This window comes from Arthrobacter sp. P1_B11 (assembly GCF_056406715.1).
Window position 1 is genome coordinate 12,705 of the sequence record NZ_JBFTZQ010000031.1, and the last position, 18,781, is coordinate 31,485.

At 63.7% G+C, this 18,781-nt stretch carries 17 protein-coding genes; 3 read left to right on the forward strand and 14 right to left on the reverse strand.

Going from position 1 to position 18,781, the window contains the following annotated elements:
- Positions 1–11: 11 nt before the first annotated feature.
- The 8 genes from AC1D14_RS19185 to AC1D14_RS19220 form a co-directional block, all read right to left on the reverse strand.
- Positions 12–419: a hypothetical protein gene (locus AC1D14_RS19185; protein ID WP_476969025.1), complete on the reverse strand. Its 408-nt coding sequence runs from the start codon at positions 417–419 to the stop codon at positions 12–14.
- A gap of 541 nt (positions 420–960) precedes the next feature.
- On the reverse strand, positions 961–1,935 hold the full coding sequence (gene nrdF / locus AC1D14_RS19190) for a class 1b ribonucleoside-diphosphate reductase subunit beta (RefSeq protein WP_024368367.1): 975 nt from the start codon (positions 1,933–1,935) through the stop codon (positions 961–963).
- Positions 1,936–2,025: 90 nt separating this feature from the next.
- Positions 2,026–4,191, reverse strand: coding sequence for a class 1b ribonucleoside-diphosphate reductase subunit alpha (gene nrdE, locus AC1D14_RS19195; RefSeq protein ID WP_476881399.1), 2,166 nt, complete (start codon positions 4,189–4,191; stop codon positions 2,026–2,028).
- Between the two features lie 26 nt (positions 4,192–4,217).
- Positions 4,218–4,646, reverse strand: a complete 429-nt coding sequence (gene nrdI, locus AC1D14_RS19200; protein WP_230119642.1) for a class Ib ribonucleoside-diphosphate reductase assembly flavoprotein NrdI — start codon at positions 4,644–4,646, stop codon at positions 4,218–4,220.
- Between the two features lie 111 nt (positions 4,647–4,757).
- Positions 4,758–5,003, reverse strand: a complete 246-nt coding sequence (gene nrdH, locus AC1D14_RS19205) for a glutaredoxin-like protein NrdH (RefSeq protein WP_056625338.1) — start codon at positions 5,001–5,003, stop codon at positions 4,758–4,760.
- Positions 5,004–5,471: 468 nt separating this feature from the next.
- Positions 5,472–6,797, reverse strand: a complete 1,326-nt coding sequence (locus AC1D14_RS19210; RefSeq protein ID WP_230119613.1) for a class I SAM-dependent methyltransferase — start codon at positions 6,795–6,797, stop codon at positions 5,472–5,474.
- Complete coding sequence (locus AC1D14_RS19215; protein WP_476969026.1) at positions 6,794–7,519, reverse strand: DUF1365 domain-containing protein; 726 nt, start codon at positions 7,517–7,519, stop codon at positions 6,794–6,796. Before AC1D14_RS19215 ends, AC1D14_RS19210 begins: the two co-directional genes overlap by 4 nt.
- Positions 7,516–8,874 (reverse strand): NAD(P)/FAD-dependent oxidoreductase, encoded by a 1,359-nt coding sequence (locus AC1D14_RS19220; protein WP_230119615.1) that lies wholly within the window; start codon positions 8,872–8,874, stop codon positions 7,516–7,518. Before AC1D14_RS19220 ends, AC1D14_RS19215 begins: the two co-directional genes overlap by 4 nt.
- Before the next feature lie 124 nt (positions 8,875–8,998).
- Between AC1D14_RS19220 and AC1D14_RS19225 the strand changes: the two genes are divergently transcribed.
- Both AC1D14_RS19225 and AC1D14_RS19230 read left to right on the forward strand, forming a co-directional pair.
- Entirely contained in the window at positions 8,999–9,916 is a 918-nt protein-coding gene (locus AC1D14_RS19225; protein ID WP_230119616.1) for a LysR family transcriptional regulator, read from the forward strand.
- 45 nt (positions 9,917–9,961) lie between these two features.
- Entirely contained in the window at positions 9,962–10,471 is a 510-nt protein-coding gene (locus AC1D14_RS19230; protein WP_476969027.1) for a DUF2004 domain-containing protein, read from the forward strand.
- Between the two features lie 145 nt (positions 10,472–10,616).
- On the opposite strand, the gene metE is transcribed toward AC1D14_RS19230, so the two are convergent.
- Positions 10,617–12,947, reverse strand: coding sequence for a 5-methyltetrahydropteroyltriglutamate--homocysteine S-methyltransferase (metE, locus tag AC1D14_RS19235; protein WP_476969028.1), 2,331 nt, complete (start codon positions 12,945–12,947; stop codon positions 10,617–10,619).
- Positions 12,948–13,009: 62 nt separating this feature from the next.
- Positions 13,010–13,975, reverse strand: coding sequence for a methylenetetrahydrofolate reductase (locus tag AC1D14_RS19240; protein WP_230119619.1), 966 nt, complete (start codon positions 13,973–13,975; stop codon positions 13,010–13,012).
- A gap of 516 nt (positions 13,976–14,491) precedes the next feature.
- Here AC1D14_RS19240 and AC1D14_RS19245 point away from each other — a divergent pair.
- The gene (locus tag AC1D14_RS19245; RefSeq protein WP_230119620.1) at positions 14,492–14,689 is read left to right on the forward strand and encodes a hypothetical protein; all 198 of its coding nucleotides are present in this window, start codon (positions 14,492–14,494) and stop codon (positions 14,687–14,689) included.
- Positions 14,690–14,724: 35 nt separating this feature from the next.
- Here AC1D14_RS19245 and AC1D14_RS19250 read toward each other — a convergent pair whose 3' ends face one another.
- The 4 genes from AC1D14_RS19250 to AC1D14_RS19265 all read right to left on the reverse strand — a co-directional run bounded on the left by AC1D14_RS19250 (position 14,725) and on the right by AC1D14_RS19265 (position 18,746).
- A complete protein-coding gene (locus tag AC1D14_RS19250) occupies positions 14,725–15,978 on the reverse strand; it encodes an ROK family transcriptional regulator (RefSeq protein WP_230119621.1) in 1,254 nt (417 codons plus the stop codon).
- 122 nt (positions 15,979–16,100) lie between these two features.
- The gene (locus tag AC1D14_RS19255; RefSeq protein ID WP_476969029.1) at positions 16,101–17,246 is read right to left on the reverse strand and encodes a class I SAM-dependent methyltransferase; all 1,146 of its coding nucleotides are present in this window, start codon (positions 17,244–17,246) and stop codon (positions 16,101–16,103) included.
- Positions 17,247–17,925: 679 nt separating this feature from the next.
- Positions 17,926–18,228: a DUF4193 domain-containing protein gene (locus AC1D14_RS19260; RefSeq protein ID WP_230119623.1), complete on the reverse strand. Its 303-nt coding sequence runs from the start codon at positions 18,226–18,228 to the stop codon at positions 17,926–17,928.
- A gap of 167 nt (positions 18,229–18,395) precedes the next feature.
- Entirely contained in the window at positions 18,396–18,746 is a 351-nt protein-coding gene (locus AC1D14_RS19265) for a zinc ribbon domain-containing protein YjdM (RefSeq protein WP_476969030.1), read from the reverse strand.
- Positions 18,747–18,781: the final 35 nt, after the last annotated feature.

Sequence of the window (18,781 nt, forward strand, 5' to 3'; positions counted from 1 at the left end):
ATAAAAACCGCTTATTCGCCGTCACTCATTTCAGTGACGCTGTAAGGCTCGCCGACTGTCTCGTCTGTAACGGGAGAAACCGTGATGTGGTCAGCCTTGATGTATAACTCGCGGTTTGGCAACACCCAATGGAAAATCGCTTTCAACTTGCGCATCAAAGTATCGCCGCTTGCGATCGGAACGCCATCCGCAGCGGCATTGTAGGCGCTAACAGCCGTATTCGCTTGCTCTCCGAAGAGCACTTGAAGTAGGGCGCCTGCATCGTTAAGTATGAAGCGAGGTTGAGCTCCGCCCCATCGTTGGTTGTCACGCGCTACTTCTAGGCTGCCATATTCGCTCGGTTTAGCGTATCCGTAACGGAGCTGACCTCGGGCAGCCTCCTCGCTGATTTTTTCGATTGACGGATCAATCGCTAGCATCCGCTGCGCCGAGATACGGTGCCTAGTGACCCCGAGCTGCCGTTCGCACTCAACCGCCAATTTTGTTTTACCGGACCTGTTGGCGCCAACGATAACTGTAGATAGACCTGCTCGAAACTCAATCGGCGTCAACGCGCCTGGAACTGATATGTCAGTGGGGAGCGGCAACGCTTTCTCCTAAAAGTGGCTTTTCGCCGTGTGGCCGGGGCGTGGTGTGTCGGTGCCCGGTAGAGTCGACGTTTCCAATGATGGAAGTTGCTACACTGGCCGCCCGAAGGACTCAATGCGTCCTACGCAACCTTCAACGCCCTTGGCCTGACCACAGTCTGCCACCGCGCGCAGCCTGCTCGAAGCGAACGAATTCGGACCCCAACTACACTCCCGATTGCGATGAGCCAGTTATCCGGTGAATCGCTAACTAGCTTCCGGTCTCACGCCTAATTGGAAGTCTTCCAACTAGGCGACGAGTTTCTTCCAAATAGGAAGCGATTCTTCCAATTAGGTCGACATCTCACAGCTTAGGTCGACATCTCACAGCAGACTAGAAGTCCCAGTCGTCATCCTCAGTGTTGACGGCCTTGCCAATGACATAAGACGAACCCGAACCCGAGAAGAAGTCGTGGTTCTCGTCCGCGTTCGGCGACAGCGCGGAGAGGATGGCCGGGTTCACGTCGGTGACGGAAGCCGGGAACATGGCCTCGTAGCCCAGGTTCATCAGCGCCTTGTTGGCGTTGTAGTGCAGGAACTTCTTGACGTCCTCGGCCAGGCCGACGGAGTCGTAGAGATCGTGTGTGTACTGGACTTCGTTTTCGTACAGCTCGAAGAGCAGCTCGAAGGTGTAGTCCTTGATCTCCTGCTTGCGCTCTTCGGACAGGCCCTCGAGGCCCTTCTGGAACTTGTAGCCGATGTAGTAGCCGTGCACGGCCTCATCGCGGATGATCAGGCGGATCAGGTCGGCCGTGTTGGTCAGCTTGGCCCGTGAGGACCAGTACATCGGCAGATAGAAGCCCGAGTAGAACAGGAAGCTCTCCAGCAGCGTGGAGGCCACCTTACGCTTCAGCGGATCGTCGCCCTGGTAGTAGTCCATGACGATCTGGGCCTTCTTCTGAAGGTTTACGTTTTCGGTGGACCAGCGGAACGCCTCGTCGATCTCCTTGGTAGAGGCCAGTGTGGAGAAGATGGAGGAGTAGCTCTTCGCGTGCACGGACTCCATGAAGGCGATGTTCGTGTAGACGGCCTCTTCGTGCGGGGTGATCGCGTCCGGGATCAGGCTGACGGCCCCGACGGTGCCCTGGATGGTGTCCAGCAGGGTAAGGCCGGTAAACACGCGCATGGTGAGCTGCTGCTCGTCTGGGGTCAGCGTCGCCCACGACTGGACGTCGTTGGACAGCGGGATCTTCTCCGGGAGCCAGAAGTTGTTGACCAGGCGGTTCCAGACGTCCACGTCTTTGTCGTCCTGGATGCGGTTCCAGTTGATCGCCTCGACGTGGCTAAGCAGCTTGACCTTTTCGGTCATGTCATCCCCTAAAAGTTGGGTTCTTCGTTAAGTTAAGCGTACGACGGCGGGCGGCTGCCCGCCGTCGTACTGTCACAATTTAGTTGAATCTTAAAGCATGCAGCTGACGCAGCCATCCACCTCGGTCCCTTCCAGCGCGAGCTGGCGGAGACGAATGTAGTAGATGGTCTTGATGCCCTTTTTCCAGGCGTAGATCTGGGCCTTGTTGATGTCGCGCGTAGTGGCGGTGTCCTTGAAGAACAGCGTCAAGGACAGGCCCTGGTCCACGTGCTGCGTGGCAGCGGCGTAGGTGTCGATGACCTTCTCGTAGCCGATCTCGTACGCGTCCTGGTAGTACTCCAGGTTGTCGTTCGTCAGGTACGGCGCCGGGTAGTACACGCGGCCCAGCTTGCCTTCCTTGCGGATCTCGATCTTGGACGCCACCGGGTGGATCGAGGAGGTGGAGTTGTTGATGTAGGAGATCGAGCCCGTCGGCGGGACGGCCTGCAGGTTCTGGTTGTAGATGCCGTGCTCCATGACGGAAGCCTTCAGCTCGCGCCAGTCATCCTGGGTGGGGATGTGGATGTTCTTGAACAGTTCCGCGACCTTGGCGGTCTGCGGGACCCATTCCTGGTTCGTGTACTTGTCGAAGAACTCGCCGGAGGCGTACTTGGACTTCTCGAACCCGCCGAACGTCTGGCCCGTCTGGATGGACAGCTTATTCGAGGCACGGACCGCGTGGTACACCACCGAGTAGAAGTAGATGTTGGTGAAGTCCAGGCCCTCTTCGGAACCGTAGTGAACCCGCTCGCGGGCCAGGTAGCCGTGCAGGTTCATCTGGCCCAGGCCGATGGCGTGGCTCTGGTCGTTGCCGCGGGCGATGGACGGAACCGACGTGATGTTGGACATGTCCGAAACAGCCGAGAGCGAGCGGATGGCCGTCTCGATGGTCAGGCCGAAGTCCGGCGAATCCATGGTCTTCGCGATGTTCAGCGACCCCAGGTTGCAGGAGATGTCCTTGCCGGTCTCGTCGTAGGACAGGTCGTCATGGTACGTCGTGGGCTGCGAAACCTGGAGGATCTCGGAGCACAGGTTGGACATGATGATCTTGCCGTCGATCGGGTTTTCCCGGTTCACGGTGTCCTCGAACATGATGTACGGGTAGCCGGATTCGAACTGGATCTCGGCGAGGGTCTGGAAGAACTCTCGGGCCTTGATCTTGGTCTTCTTGATCCGGGAATCGTCCACCATCTCGTAGTACTTCTCGGTGACCGAGACGTCGGAGAACGGCATCCCGTAGACCCGTTCGACGTCGTACGGCGAGAACAGGTACATGTCCTCGTCCTTCTTGGCCAGCTCGAAGGTGATGTCCGGGATCACGACGCCGAGCGAGAGGGTCTTGATGCGGATCTTCTCGTCCGCGTTCTCGCGCTTGGTGTCCAGGAACCGGTAGATGTCCGGGTGGTGGGCGTGCAGGTACACGGCGCCGGCACCCTGGCGCGCACCGAGCTGGTTGGCGTAGGAGAAGCTGTCTTCGAGGAGCTTCATCACGGGGATGACGCCGGAGGACTGGTTCTCGATCTGCTTGATGGGCGCGCCAACCTCGCGGATGTTGGTCAGCGCGAACGCCACGCCGCCGCCGCGCTTGGACAGCTGCAGGGCCGAGTTGATGGAGCGGCCGATCGACTCCATGTTGTCTTCGATGCGGAGCAGGAAGCAGGAGACCAGCTCGCCGCGCTGGCGCTTACCGGCGTTCAGGAACGTGGGGGTGGCCGGCTGGAAGCGGCCCTCGATGATCTCGTCAACCATCTGCAGCGCCAGCTGCTCGTCGCCGCGGGCCAGGTGCAGGGCCACCATGCAAACGCGGTCCTCGTAGCGCTCGAGGAAACGCTTGCCGTCGAACGTCTTCAGCGTGTAGGACGTGTAGAACTTGAACGCGCCCAGGAAGGTCTCGAAGCGGAACTTCTTCTTGTACGCGCGGTTGTAGAGCTCACGGATGAAGTTCATCGTGTACTGGTCGAGAGTCTCGCGCTCGTAGTACTGGTTCTTCACCAGGTAGTCGAGCTTCTCCTCGAGGTCATGGAAGAAGACCGTGTTGTTATTCACGTGCTGCAGGAAGTACTGGTGGGCGGCCTCACGGTCCGCCTCGAACTGGATCTCGCCGTTGGGACCGTACAGGTTCAGCATGGCGTTGAGCTCGTGGTAGCCCAGGCCCTTGTAGGCGGCGGGCAGTGCCGGCTTCTCCTGCTGTTCAACCGCACCGGCGACCGAATCCATGGGCGTGTCCCTTCCTTCGGACCTGGTTACTTCTGTGTCTGCGACAGTCGTGTCCAAAACTCTTCCAATCCTTTTTGTACACGGTCGACGTCTTCCGGCGTCCCCATGAGTTCGAAACGATATAGGTGCGGGACCTGGCACTTGGCAGCGATGATGTCCCCCGCCATGCAGTAGTTGTCCCCGAAATTCGTATTTCCCGCCCCGATGACGCCCCTGAGCAGGCTGCGGTTCAGCGGGTTGTTCAGGAACCTGATGACTTGCTTGGGTACGGAGCCTTCGCCGCCGGTTCCGCCGTACGTCGGGAGTACCAGCACAAACGGCTCGGAAGCCGTGAGCGGCTGGTCCTTCTGATGCAGCGGAATCCTGGCGGCGTCCGTACCCAGCTTGTCGATGAAGCGCTTGGTGTTCTCGGAGGACGAGGAGAAGTAGATGAGGTGACTGGATGTCCGGTTCATGGGCGTCGTATTCGCAACATCCGCTGCGAACGGCGCATCGGCAAGTGCCGGCGCTGCCATGGGGGTCACCTCATCTACGTAAAGTTCTTTGCCGGAAACGGCGGATGAAGCCTAGGCCACCGAAGCGGCGGCGCTCAGCGCCAGCTCTTCGATCTTGTCCGGGCGGAAGCCTGACCAGTGGTCCTGGTCCGTCACGACAACCGGAGCCTGCATGTATCCCAATGACTTCAGGCGCTCGAGGGCGTCCGCGTCCTGGGAGATGTCCACGCTCTGGTAGGTGATGCCTTTCTTATCCAGCGCGCGGTAGGTTGCGTTGCACTGAACACAGGCCGGCTTCGTGTAAACCGTAACGGTCATGGTCCCTGTCCCCTTTGTCGAAGTCACTGCTTCTGTACTCTTGACGTCTTGTCTTGCTTGAAGTCTTTGTTCATCGTTGCGGTGGACTCTGGCCTGGAACTGGAATCGGCCTGGAACTGAAATCCCTGTCCGATACTGGCTGCGCCGGTCTCCCGCTCAATCTGTATGTCGATACTACATGTAGTGCAAGGCCCCCAGCGGAACCCCTAGATGATGTATTACAAGTATGTCATTTAATGCACTTTTAATCCACAGGCAAGGGTCGCCAAAATGTCCGGATTTCCGGCTTTTTCGAGGACGAAATCCACACCCTGTGGAGTACTTAGACACATTTAAACGCCTGCGTGTCGTGCGGAAGACGGCGTGTCGAACGTGCCCGCGCAGGCCAGGAATTGTGGTCCGGGGCACGCAGAAGAGGCCCGAAAGCATGCTTCCGGGCCCCTCCTTGTGATTAAGGAAACGGCAAATCTAGAGCTGTGCCTCCCGGCGGTCCAGGACGATCTGCTGCACGTCCAGGTAGCCGGACTGGAAACCGGCCCGCGAGTAGCACAGGTAGAACAGCCACATCCGCTGGAAGACTTCGTCGAACCCGAGCTCCCGCACTTCGCGGGAGCGGACCAGGAACCGCTCCTCCCACAGCCGCAGCGTGGCCGCGTAGTGGTCACCCATCCCCCGGCGTTCCCGGACACGGAGCGTGGTGTGCTGCTCGGTGACGCTCTCGATCGCCCGCACGGAAGGAAGGAACCCGCCGGGGAAGATGTACTTGTGCACCCAGGTGTAGGCATTCCGCGTGGCGAGCATGCGGCCGTGCGGCATGGTGATGGCCTGGATGGCCACCTTGCCGCCGGGAGCCAGCACCCGGTCGATGGTCTGGAAGTAGACCGGCCAGTACTCATAGCCCACCGCTTCAATCATTTCGACGGAGACGACGGCGTCGTACTCGCCTTCCACCGCGCGGTAATCCTGCAGGGCCACCGTGACCCGGCCTGAGTAACCGGCTTCCTCGATGCGCTGCTGTGCCAGCGCCTGCTGCTCGCTGGACAGCGTCACCGTGTACACGGTGGCGCCGCGGGCAGCGGCGCGTAGGGCGAGCTCACCCCAGCCCGTGCCGATCTCCAGGAGCCGGGTCCCCTGGCCCACCCCGGCCTTGTCCAGCAGCCTGTCGATCTTGGCCTGCTGGGCGGAGGCCAGTGCATCCCAGCCGACTTCCGGCAGCGGGCCGGCTCCGGCGGCAAACAGCCCCGAGGAGTAGCTCATGGTGGTGTCCAGGAAGTTGGAGAAGAGCTCGTTGGAGAGATCGTAGTGGCGCGAGATGTTGCCCCGGGTGTTCTGCTCCGTGTTGCGTTCCTGGCGCGGCGCCCGCGGCAGGTAAAGGCTGCGCAGCTTCTGCAGCGGCACCGGGATGAGCGTGTCCAGAGAGGAGGCAAAGACCTCCAGGACGCCGGCGAGGTCGGACGCCTCCCAGTCCCCGGCCATGAAAGACTCCCCCAGCCCGATCAGGCCGTTATCGCCGATGCGGGCGTCGAAATCCTCCGGCCTGACCATGGTCATCACCGGCGAGCCGGCGTCCCCGGTCCCCAGCACGGACCCGTCGGGGTACTCAATGCGCAGCGGCAGCCGCCGGGCGGCACCCCTGAACAGCGCGCCGGCCGCCTTGCCGGCAAGGGCCGCCTTCGCTCCTGCAGGAGGACGGGCGACGCCGGGCCACACCTCGGCGTCGATGGCCGCCGGAGCAGCCGGGATCCGGAACGGACCGGATGCGTTTCCCTGGTAGGTCGGGTCTGTGAGTGTCATGAGACTGCCTCCTGTGATGGGTGGTGGGGGCGGTTGATGATGGGCAATCCGCGGGCCCAGAGTTTGATTCCCTGCCAATGGATCTGCAGCACAAGGCGGAGAGGTGCCAACGGAACGGCGAGCGCCGCGGCGAGGATGCTGCGCGGAGTGGCGGCCTGGCCTACCCCGGTCATGGCGGCGGTAAACGGCTTGCGCCCGGCACGTTCAAGCACCACCGCGACGGCGAGGTTCCCGTCAGGTTCAGGCAGGTTCATCCGGTAGCTGCCGTCCACCTCGTTGAACGGGGAGACGTAGAAGTCCTTGTCGGTCCTGGCACGTCCGGCCTCATCCGGATGCAGCAGGTAGCAGTGCCGTTCGCCATAGGTGTTGTGGACCTCGGCGATCACGGCGTGCAGCGCGCCGTCAGCGCCGTGGCACCAGAAGAGGCTGATGGGGTTGAAGACCTGTCCCAGCACCCTGGCGTTGGCCAGCATGGTGACCTTGCCGCCGTCGGGCTTCGCACCGTTAACGGCGAGGAAGCGGTCAACGTTCTCCCGGATGCTGGCCGCCGGGTCCCCCAGGTGGTCCTTGGCATGGAAGCCGGCGAGCGGACGCAGCCACCAGGGCAGCAGGGGCAACGCGTCAAGATCCACGAACCAGCTGTAGCTTCGGTAGGTGAAGGCGTTCTCCAGCGGATCCCGCCGCACGTGGCGGATGCTGGTGCGGTAGATGGCCGCCGTCATGGGACAAGCTCCGCCGGCCGCCCGGCTTCCAGCACCTCGTGCCGGTCAGCGGGCGCTTCCCAGTCCCGGCCCAGCAGCGCTGCCGCCCGAACCCCGGACGCTGCACCGTCCTCATGGAAGCCCCAGCCGTGGTAGGCGCCGGCGAACGCGAGCCGGGAATCGCCGAGTTCACCAAGGCGGCCCTGCGCAGTCACAGATTCCGGCGTGTACTGGGGGTGCTCATAGACGAGGTCCTGCAGTACGGCTCCCGGTTCGATAAGGTCGGATTCGCCAAGGCTCACGATATAGCTGCCGCCGTCGTCCGGGCTGAGCCGCTGGAGGCGGGTGAGGTCATAGCTGACCAGCACGTGGTCCGGGCGGGCCCCGCAGGAAGGAAGCCGGTAATTCCAGGACGCGCGGGCCGCTTCCGTGCGCGGCAGAACGGCGGGATCACGATGGAACTTGATGTGGTTCACAGAATAGGACATGTCGCCCAGGATCCTGACTTCGTCCGGCGTCGGCTCCGCCATCATGGCCAGTGCCTCGCGCGGGTGCGCGGCGATGACGGCGGCGTCGAACTCTTCGGTGCCGGCCGCCGTCGTGATTTCCACGCCGGATCCGGTGCGACGCACCGCCAGCACGGGGCTGCCGAGGCGGACCTCCTGCAAACCCGCGACCACGCGGTCAACGTAACTGCGCGAGCCTCCCTTCACGGTCTTCCACTGCGGCGAACCCTTAATGCCGAGCATGCCGTGGTGATCCAGGAAGGTGAAGAGATACCGTGCCGGATAGGCGAGCGCGGTCGTCGGGTCGCAGGACCACACGGCGCTCACCACCGGCGCCATGAAGTGGGCTGTGAAGTAATCGCTGAACTTTTCCCGGTCCAGAAAGGCGCCCAGCGTTTCCTCGCCGCCGTCTTCTGGGGCGGCGGAGGACAGTAGTGCGCGCGCCTTTCGCCAGAAGCGCAGGATCTCGGCCAGCATCCGCAGGTACTGGGGACGCAGCAGGTTGGCTGGCCGGGCAAAGACGCCGGCGGCTCCCCTGGCCCCGGCGTACTCGAGGCCGCAGCCGTCGCACCTGATGCTCATGGTCATGTCCGAATCCTGCGTTTCGACACCCAGTTCGCCGAACAGCCGGATGAGGTTGGGGTAGGTGCGGTTGTTGTGCACGATGAAGCCCGTATCCACGGCGAGCGTCCCCGAAGTCTGTGGGACGTCGTGGGTGTGGGCGTGGCCGCCGGGCCTGGCTTCCGCCTCGAAGAGGGTGACGTGGTCACGCCGACTGAGGATGTGCGCGGCCGTCAGGCCCGCCACCCCGCTGCCGACGACGGCGATGCGCCGGCTCTCGTCTCCACTCCGTGCTGGGCTGGGTGACAATCTTTGCTCCTTTGCTGAACAGCTGCCGCTGATTGACTACTCAGGGGCTATTCGGAGCCATCAGTCACACGGATGGGTGGGCAATTTTTTCGCTGGTAAACGGTACCGAGAGTAAGGTGAGCTGGTGGTTAACCCCGTACATTTGAGGACCTTGCTGGAGGTCACCAGGCTGGGATCCTTCGCGGCCGCGGCGAGCAGGCTCGGGTATACGGCCTCGGCCGTTTCCCAGCAGATGTCGGCCCTCGAACGGGACACGGGAGTGCACCTGTTCCAGCGTTCGGCACGGAGCGTGGTGCCCACCGATGCCGCCCTGGTGATGGCCCGCCACGCGGCCAAGGTCCTCACCGACATTGAGGCGCTGATGGCCGCCGCGTCCAAAACCCACGACACCACCAGCCAGGAGCTGAGGCTCGGAATCTTTCCCAGCCTTGCCACCTACGTCCTCCCGCGGATCCTGAAGAATCCGGCGTGGAAAGGTCTCGGCATCGACCTCCGGGTTTCCGTGGCCGAACCCGCCCAGACCATCCAGGGCCTGCGTACAGGCGGCGACGTGGACGTGGCGCTCGTGTACCAGGTGGGCCAGTCCGGGCTGGCGTGGCCGCACACCATCAACCGGCAGTGGATCGGCGACGACAACTTCCGGGTGGTCCTACCCACCGGATGGGGCTTCCGCACTGAGGCCAAAGTGGCCGCGGACCACCTCTCCGACATGCCCTGGATCATGCACCACCCGGGCACGAGCGACGCCACGGTGATCGAACGGCTCTTCGCCAGCTGCAACCTGCACCCCCGCGTGGTGGCCTACAGCGATGACTTCCACGCCAGCCTTGAAATGGCGGCCTCCGGGCTGGGCGCCGCACTGGTACCTGAGCTTGCGCTGCGCCACCGGCCGGCCGGCGTGGTGGTGCTGGACGTCCCGGAGATCAGGCTGGCCCGCAACGTCTTCGCACTGCTGATCAACGACAAGAAGACCGCCCGGGTTCAGCTCTTCGTGGACCTGCTGGCTGACACGCTGGGCAGCCTGGGGTCTCCAGATAAATAATCCCCGAAGCTGGAATGCACCGCTTTTCGGGTCTATGTTGAAGATATGACCACCAAGGTAGCGAGCCAGCACTTCGGAGAGATCGAGCTCAACCACGGCCGGGACCATAACGTCGCCGCGGAGCACGAGGTGGCTGGCCAACGCCTTGAGCTGGACCTCAACATCAACGCCCATGACCACTTCGATGAGGCGGCCATGCACAAGGTGGACTACCGTTTGCGCTACCTGCCCGAGCTCGTGGACGAGGTCCGGGAGATGATCGCGGAAGAGCTGGAGCAGGAGGGGACGAGCCCCCAGGAGTATCTCCGCTTCCACTGCAATGCCATCAAGGATGAGCACCTGCAGAAGGTCTTCGGCGTCTCAGACAAAAGCCAGCTCACCAATGCGGTGTTCCTGAAGGCTCTGAAGCTGGGCCACGTGGGAATCTACCCGGGCCAGCCCGAGCGCTACTTCGTCCTCGACTTCACACTGGGTTCCCATTTCACTGACGAACTGCTCGTGGCGTCTGCGGATGAGGACGGCGTGGTGGACGACGAAATCGTCTGGGAGTCCTGAACCCATCCCCAAGTCGAATCGATTGCTCCATAACGGCCCTTTTGAGGGCTCAGAACGGCGTTTGCTCAGCAATCGATGATTAGACGCCGACGGCGGGCGGTCACCAAAAAGGTGACCGCCCGCCGCCGTGCGTGGTTGCTGGTTCCTACTTTGCTGCTTCCAGCAGTTCCGCGCGGACCGTCTTGGTGGCTGCGACGAGGTTGCGCAGGGACTCTTCGGTCTCGGCGTAGCCGCGGGTCTTCAGGCCGCAGTCGGGGTTGACCCAGAGCTGGCGGGACGGAACGTGCTTGACGGCCGTGCTCAGCAGCTCGGTGACTTCCTGCTCGCCCGGAACGCGCGGCGAGTGGATGTCGTAGACGCCCGGGCCGACGCCGCGGCCGAAGCCGTGGGACTCGAGGTCGTGGACGACCTCCATGCGGGAGCGTGCAGCCTCGATGGAGGTGACGTCCGCGTCCAGTCCGTCAATGGCGTCGATGATGGCGCCGAACTCGGAGTAGCACAGGTGGGTGTGGATCTGGGTGGCGTCGGCGGCACCGGCGGTGGCCAGGCGGAACGAGTTCACGGACCAGTCCAGGTAAGCGGCCTGGTCGGCCTTGCGCAGGGGCAGGAGTTCGCGCAGGGCAGGCTCGTCCACCTGGATGACCTTGATGCCGGCGGCTTCGAGGTCGGCGATCTCGTCGCGCAGCGCCAGGCCGACCTGGTTGGCGGTTTCGCCCAGCGGCTGGTCGTCGCGGACGAAGGACCACGCCAGGATGGTGACCGGACCGGTGAGCATGCCCTTCATCGGCTTGCTGGTCAGCGACTGGGCGTACTCGGCCCAGGCCACCGTGATGGGGGCGCTGCGGGTGACGTCGCCCCAGAGGATGGACGGGCGGGTGCAGCGTGAGCCGTAGGACTGGACCCAGCCGTGGACCGTGACGTCGAAGCCTTCGAGGTTCTCGGCGAAGTACTGCACCATGTCGTTGCGCTCGGGCTCGCCGTGCACCAGGACGTCGTAGCCGAGCTCTTCCTGCAGCTCGACGACGCGCTTGATCTCGTCCTTCATGAGCTGCTCGTACTGCTCGTTGGTGAGGTCGCCCTTGTTGTTGCGGGCACGGGCCGAACGGATTTCGGAGGTCTGCGGGAAGGAGCCGATGGTGGTGGTGGGCAGCGGCGGCAGGTGCAGGGCCTCTTCCTGGGCGGCTTCGCGGACCGAGTACTCGGAGCGGTTGAAGTCGGCCGGGGTCAGGGCGGCGGTACGGGCCCGGACGTCGGCGCGCTGGACGCCCTCGGCGGCGGCGCGCGAGGCGATGATGCGGGTGGCCTCATCGATGGCCGGCTGCACGGCGGCGGCGTCGGTGAGCAGACCGGCAAGGGTCACAACCTCAACGGCCTTCTGGTCGGCGAATGCCAGCCAGCTGCGGAGCTGCTCGGACAGCTGTGCCTCTTCCTCGACGTCGTGCGGGACGTGCTGGGTGGAGGTGGAGGTGCTGATGGCCAGCTTGGCCACCGACTTCTTCAGTTCGGCGATCTTGTCGGCAGAGGCTGCAAGATCGTTGCGCCAGATGTTGTGGCCGTCCACGACGCCGGCAACCAGGGTCTTGCTGCCCAGTGCCGCCAGTGCTGCGGCGGACGGGACGGCGCCCTTGAAGACGTCGATGTGCAGGGCGTCGATGTTGGTGGCCGCGAGGGTGCCGAGCTGGCCGTTCAGGGCGCCGTACGGGGCGGAGACGAACAGCTGCGGGCGCTGGCCGGCCGCGGAGAGGACTTCGTAAGAGCGGGCAACGGCGGCCTGGATCTCCTGCGCGGAGGTTTCCTGGTCGACAACCAGGGCCGGCTCGTCCAGCTGGACCCAGCTGGCGCCGGCAGCGGCCAGCTTCTCGAGCAGCGCGGTGTAGATGGGGAGTACATCCTCGAGGCGCGACAGCGGGCTAAAGCCGGCCGGGGCGTCGTCGGAAGCCTTGCTGAGCAGCAGGAAGGTGACGGGCCCCACGATGTAGGGACGGGTCTCCACACCGTTGGCCAGGGCGTATTCGAACTCTTCAACGATGCGGTTGGAGGTCAGCGCGAAGTTGGTCTCCGGGCCGATTTCCTGCACCAGGTAGTGGTAGTTGGTGTCAAACCACTTGGTCATTTCCAGCGGCTGCTCGTCCTTGTTGCCGCGGGCCAGGGTGAAGTAGCCATCGATGTCCAGCTGGCCCTCAGCGTTGAGGAGGTTGCCGAAACGGGCCGGCACGGCGCCGAGGTGAGCAGCGGCGTCGAGCACCTGGTCGTAGAAGGAGAACGTGCCGGGAACGGCGGCCGCTTCGGTCAGGCCCAGGCCCTGCAGGCGCTTGGCCGTGCCCAGCTGGATTTCCTTGGCTGCGGCGTCGAGGGCGGCGGCGTCGATCTTGCCGGCCCAGTAGGCTTCGACGGCCTTCTTGAGTTCGCGGCGGCGGCCGATGCGGGGGTAGCCGAGGATTGAGGCGGACGGGAACGGGGTGTTCTTCTCAGTCATGTGAATTTCCTTGAATGGGTGGGAAGGCGTGCAGGTCTTGGGGTGGGGTCAGCTGGCCGTGGTCAGCTGGCGAGCTGGCGGCGGGCGATCGCGTTGAGGCGGCTGGCCGAGCGTGCCGGACGGACGAGCGAGAGCTTGTCCAGTACCTCCAGCGCGCTCTGGTGTTCATTGAACGTGTACAGGTGCAGGCCGGGGGCTCCGGCATCCAGTGCGGCGTTGGCCAGGTCCACCGTGGCGCCCACACCGATGCGCAGGCGCTCGGCATCGGAATCCGCCGCGGCCAGCCGCTCGATGAGCTCCGGAGCCGGTTCGACGCCGGTCAGCTCGCCCAGCCGCTTCAGCCGGCGCAGGCTCGTGAGCGGCATGACGCCTGGGATGATGGGGATCGTGACTCCGGCGCGGCGGGCCCTCGTGATGAGGTCCGCGTACTGCTCGGTGCGGAAGAACACCTGGGTGATGGCGAAGTCCGCGCCTGAGCGCTGCTTGGCCAGCAGTACCTCGACGTCGTGTGCCTCGCTCGGGGATTCCGGGTGCCGGGTGGGATAGGCCGCCACGCCGACTGCCACCTTGCCGGCGCACAGCAGCGCCGACCGCCGCTGCTCAACCCGCCGGATCAGTTCGATCAGGTCCTGAGCGTAGCGAAGGGAGCCGCTGACCGGTTCACCGCTGTCCTTGGGCTGGTCGCCGCGCAGGGCAAGGATGCCGCGTACTCCGGCGTCAAGCAGCTCGCCGATGATTTCGGCAAGTTCCGACGGCGTGTTTCCGACGCAGGTCAGGTGGGCCAGAGGGCGGAGGGTGGTTTCCAGGACCAGGCGGTTGATGAGTTCGACCGCGGTGTCCCGGTTGGAGCCGCTGGCACCGTAGGTGACGGACACGTAGTCGGGGTCCGTCGTCTCCAGCTCGCGGATGGTCGTCCACAACGTTTCCGCAGCCGCGGGCGACCGGGGAGGGAAGAGCTCATACGACAGCGCAACAGGGGCGGTGTCGGAAAGATTTGGATGGGTCTCAATAAGGCTGGGTGGTGACATTTGCGTCCTTGGCTATGGGCCATTGAAAGCGGCACTGCCGTGGCGGTGGCCCGTGCAGTGTGCGGTCAATGAATTGAGTTTGGGGAACACGGAACGTACTTCGGCAGGGCGCAGCCGCGACTGTTACGCCTGAATAAAAGCAGTCCGTGAGCAAATGTCAGGCCCACATGGGGGCACCCACACCCTCCTTGGCTGCCGACGGGCGGCAGGACCACAGCGGAGGATCGCTGACACGTTACCTCGGTAACTTGTATAGAACTTTAGAAGCCAGTTGGGGGCCGGTTCAAGTCGGCATCGAATTAAGACGCAGTCTTACGCCTCCGGTTGTGCCCTGCACAGAACATTCTTCGCTCAAGGCGCCCGCCTGGGCCAGATGGCATGACAGCGGTCAACCGGGGCGTATCAGCCCGGATGGTCCGGACGACGTTGGTCCCGGCGTCGTCCAGTCCCGCTTCCGGCGCCGCAGAAGTAGCCGTTACCCTCCCTATGCAGGGGGAACGGGTCTATTCTTTTGCCATGATCCAGCTACCAGCCAGCTATCAGGAATATCTCGTCGGCAAGGACCCAAGCTTCGTTGACATGGTCCGTCCGATCCTCATGCAGTCCGCCGCCGACAAGCTCCATGGCGTGCGTGTGCTGTTCATTCCGAAGGGGCACCAGGCGCACCTTGACGACACCATTCCGTACGGAACGATTGTCGAGGACATCGATTAGGGCTGCCCCCGGCACTAGTCGGCCGGCCCGAAACCTCAGCCCTCCAGCAGCAGCCGCTGCGCCCGCGGAGCCAGCGTGTGCTCGAGGACGAGGCACGCAGCGCCCACGGCCCCCACATCCTCCCCCACACCCGTGCCCACCACTTCAATGCCATGGATGTTCCCCGCGTCGCTGTTCTGATTGATCAGTTCGGGAACCTGGTCCAAGTAGCGCCGTGACAGCGGAGCCCAGAATGGTCCGCCGAACACCACGCGGTCGACGTCGAGCGTATTGGCCACCACCGCCGCTGCCCGTGCCACGAGCGCCGCAGACTTGTCGATGATCGCAGCGGCCGCCCCGTTTCCCGCCTCGGCAGCCTCGCAGAGCAATGCAAAACCGTCCTGCACCGCAGGCCCGCTCGTCAACGGACTTGAGTTGTCCAGGATTCCGGCAGCCTGGGCTTCGGCCACGAGGACCTGGGGAATGCAAGAGGACTTTACGCAGCCACGAAGGCCGCAGTCGCAGGGCGGCCCGTCCGGATCAACGATGATGTGGCCGATTTCTCCGGCGTTACCCGACGTACCGCGGACCACCTCGTCGTTGAGGACAATGCCGCAGCCGATTCCCGTGCCCATGTACATGAAGATGAAACTGCCCGTGCCGCTGGGGCCGCCAGCCCAGGTTTCCGCCACGGCGGCGCTGGTCACGTCCTTGTCCATGAGCACCGACATCCCCGTGGCTTCGGCCAGCGCGTCCCGGAGCGGAACGCTGTCCCAGCCGTTCAGCAACGGCGGCTCCACCACGGTGCCGTGGTCATGGTTGATCGGACCCGGAGTAGCCACCCCGAGGCCGGCTATTTTGTCCCGGTCCACGCCGGAAGCGTCCACGAGTTGTTCGATCTCCGCGGCGATGGCGGAGATGACGGCATCCGGATTGCCGTCGTCCGGAGTCTTGATCTGCGAATGCTGAACCACTGCACCTGTGAGGTCCAGCAGCACGGAGGTTGCGACGGCGGGATCCAGGTGCACACCCACCGCATACATACCCGACGGATTAAGTCGCAGGATGGTCCGTGGCTTTCCTGGCCCGCTCCCCTCTTTCCCTGCCTCGACAATGAGGTTCTGGTCCAGCAGCCGGCGGGAAATGTTCGAGATGGTCTGCGGCGACAGGCCTACGATCTGCGCCAGCTCGACGCGGCTGAGGCCTCCTGAGGATCGCCGGATCGCGTCCAGGATGACTGTCAGGTTGAAGTCACCCATGCGGGGCAGGTTGGTTCCGCGCCGCGGTGTGGGCTGGCGGATCTCGGTCAATGAATCCCCTAAGCATCGTCGGTGCGTCACTATCGATGTCTGAATCGTACGTTACCTACCGGTATACGGGTATGTCCCACTCGCGGACCAAGGCGGAGGGCAGCCCGTGCCGGGGGCGACGCTTAGCTGCCGTGCAGTTTGGTGCTGGCAGCCACCGTGAATTTCGGGTTCCTGCCTTTGATGCGGGTCGGTCCAACCAGCCTTTCGAGAGCCGGCAAGTACGGCAGGTGGCTGTTGAAGACCGTCCACAGCTCACCGCCGGGAGCCAGCACCCGGGCCGCGGCCTCGAACATCTTGATCCCCGCACCGGCGTGGACGCTCGCTCCAAGGTGGAAGGGGGGATTTAGCAGGATGAGGTCGGCGCTGCCGGCCGGAACAGAGCTCATCGCGTCGTCCTGAAGCACAGTGATCTGCCTGTCCAGGCCATTCGCCGCTGCCGTGGCCGCCGCGGACGCAACTGCCGCCGCTGATTGGTCCGTGGCCGTCACCGCCGACTCCGGATGGGCTCGCGCATACATGGCCGCCAGGATCCCGGTGCCGCAGCCCAGATCCACTGCGCTGCCGGCCGCAGGGATCGCCGGAAGAAACTCCAGCAGGAAGCGCGTTCCGATATCCAGCCTGGTGCCGGCGAATACGGCACCGTGCGCACAGACGGTGAGATCCAGCTCGGCGTTGTACTCCATCACCGGATACGGCGACGCTGGCTGCCCGGGCATTGGCCCCGATGCCACGAGGAGCCGTGACTTCTGCCGCGCCAGCTGCGGCTGGACGGTTTCAAAATACCTCCCCAGCACCGCGTTCATGCCCAGGGACATGTGCTTAACCCGACCGCCGGCAAGCAGCACGGTCCCAGCGGACGCGTACCGCGCCACGGCGTCGGAAATTTCCTCGAGCTCGGCGAGCGTCTTGGGAAGCTGCAGCAGAACGATGTCCGCGCCGTCCAGCAGCGCTGCCCCCAGGGGCAGCTGCACAAACCCGGCGTCGACGCCGAGTGCAGCAGCATTGTTGCGGAGTGCACGCTCCCCCGTGATGAGATCCTGGTGCACCCGAACCCGCGCAGGCGGTGACGCACGGCCAGCGAGCAGCCCCAGCGCGAGAGCCCCGTAGCGGTCGCCGAGGACCGCAACGCTGCTCTCGGGCGTCAGGAAGTCGGCGGCCGTTTCCAGCAGCAGCGTGTCGGTGGCGTCCCATGCCTGCAGGTTGGTGGCCTCAACGTCCGGGTACCTCCGCAGCCTGCCCAGTAGGTGCCCAAGGCTGTTTTCCGTCACCTGATGCCGCCGCCTGTTCTTTACTGCCTGCCAATGCCGAATATGCCGTGCCCCTCGAGGGGCAGGCTACTGAGCAAACWTACCGCGAATTCGGTGCAGGCCGCCCGCCAAAACCCGCACCGTCACCGGCGGACGGGAATGAACCCTTCTTCGGAATGCGACATCAGACCTCCAGAAGCCGCTACCCACTTGCTTGCTTGCGGCAACGAACTTAGGCTTGACTCGTCGGAGAGAGTCGGCTGGGAGCTGTTCCGGAGACACCATGTCATGTTGGACGCCACCCTCTTACTGGGACGGCACCGGGCGTCCGGGGGATTTTTAATCCCGAAAGAACTCTCGCCGCAACCCTCGGGCTGAAGAAGTATCAGCCAGTACTCACTTCTTCACGGATCTCGGGGCTCTGGGCTTTCGGAAGCTCCATCCCCTCTTCTGTTCGATTTATGAGGGTCCGTTTTGGCGGCACGAACGCTTCATGACGGGAGAAGAGGTTCTGCCGGCGGCAACTTTCTGCGGCAACCCTGCCCGTGAAATTTCGGGGCAGCCGCAGCAAGTTCTGCCCCGAAGGCCTGAGAGGCACATACTCTTCGCAGTCATCTTCGTGATGCGGCCGCGGATCTGTCGCCGCGGCGGCACCGTGCATCATTCCGGATCCGGGAGCAGCCCGGCGCGTGGTTCCGCCTTAGCCTTCACATTCAGTGCAGTATGCGTGGCCGTCCTTCTCACGCGCAATTTGGGACCGGTGCCGGACCAGGAAACAGGAGTAGCAGGTGAATTCGTCCTCCGCCTGGGGTACGACCTGGACGACCAGTTCCTCGGCGACAAACTCTCCGCCCGGGGTGACGGCGCCGTCCATGGCGTCAGCCTCGTCCAGCTCGCGGACGACGCTGCGGGCGTCCGGGGCGTTCGCGGACTGAAGCGCTTCGAGGGACCTGTCCTGAGATTCTTTGACGTCGGATCGTACTTCGTCGTAATCGGTTGCCACTTGGTTCATTCTCTTCTCTGACGTTCTTATCTGACGGGAATGCAACATACACCATTTCACCGGCATTCCCCTATCACGAGGACATGGGGGGCGGAAGCCGGAAATGGCACACGACGGGCTTCGGCAGGGCTCGGTGACGTTTCCGTGGCTCGTACTGCGGTCGGTCCCTAAACCTTTTTCACCACACCGGACTTCAGCTGCATGGGACCCACACCGTCGATTTTGCAGTCAATGTCGTGGTCGCCCACGCCGTCCAGGAGGCGGATGCCGCGCACCTTGGTGCCAACCTTGATGACGGTGGAGCTGCCCTTGACCTTGAGGTCCTTGACCACGGTAACGGTGTCGCCGTCGGCCAGCACGTTTCCCACGGCGTCCCTGATGACCCGCTCCCCCGGCCCGTCCGCTTCAGCCGGCGCCGCTGACCATTCGTGGCCGCATTCAGGGCAGACCAGGAGAGCACCCATCTCATACGTGTATTCGCTTGAGCAATCCGGGCAAGGAGGAAGCGTCTCGTTCACGTTGCCTATCCTAATCCGCGCGTCAGGGGCAGCGG

Bases quoted from the DNA above. Each gene is read 5' to 3' on its own strand.
- AC1D14_RS19185 (WP_476969025.1), bottom strand. From the start codon at position 419: ATGCTAGCGATTGATCCGTCAATCGAAAAAATCAGCGAGGAGGCTGCC.
- nrdF (WP_024368367.1), bottom strand. From the start codon at position 1,935: ATGACCGAAAAGGTCAAGCTGCTTAGCCACGTCGAGGCGATCAACTGG.
- nrdE (WP_476881399.1), bottom strand. From the start codon at position 4,191: ATGGATTCGGTCGCCGGTGCGGTTGAACAGCAGGAGAAGCCGGCACTG.
- nrdI (WP_230119642.1), bottom strand. From the start codon at position 4,646: ATGAACCGGACATCCAGTCACCTCATCTACTTCTCCTCGTCCTCCGAG.
- nrdH (WP_056625338.1), bottom strand. From the start codon at position 5,003: ATGACCGTTACGGTTTACACGAAGCCGGCCTGTGTTCAGTGCAACGCA.
- AC1D14_RS19210 (WP_230119613.1), bottom strand. From the start codon at position 6,797: ATGACACTCACAGACCCGACCTACCAGGGAAACGCATCCGGTCCGTTC.
- AC1D14_RS19215 (WP_476969026.1), bottom strand. From the start codon at position 7,519: ATGACGGCGGCCATCTACCGCACCAGCATCCGCCACGTGCGGCGGGAT.
- AC1D14_RS19230 (WP_476969027.1), top strand. From the start codon at position 9,962: ATGACCACCAAGGTAGCGAGCCAGCACTTCGGAGAGATCGAGCTCAAC.
- metE (WP_476969028.1), bottom strand. From the start codon at position 12,947: ATGACTGAGAAGAACACCCCGTTCCCGTCCGCCTCAATCCTCGGCTAC.
- AC1D14_RS19240 (WP_230119619.1), bottom strand. From the start codon at position 13,975: ATGTCACCACCCAGCCTTATTGAGACCCATCCAAATCTTTCCGACACC.
- AC1D14_RS19245 (WP_230119620.1), top strand. From the start codon at position 14,492: ATGATCCAGCTACCAGCCAGCTATCAGGAATATCTCGTCGGCAAGGAC.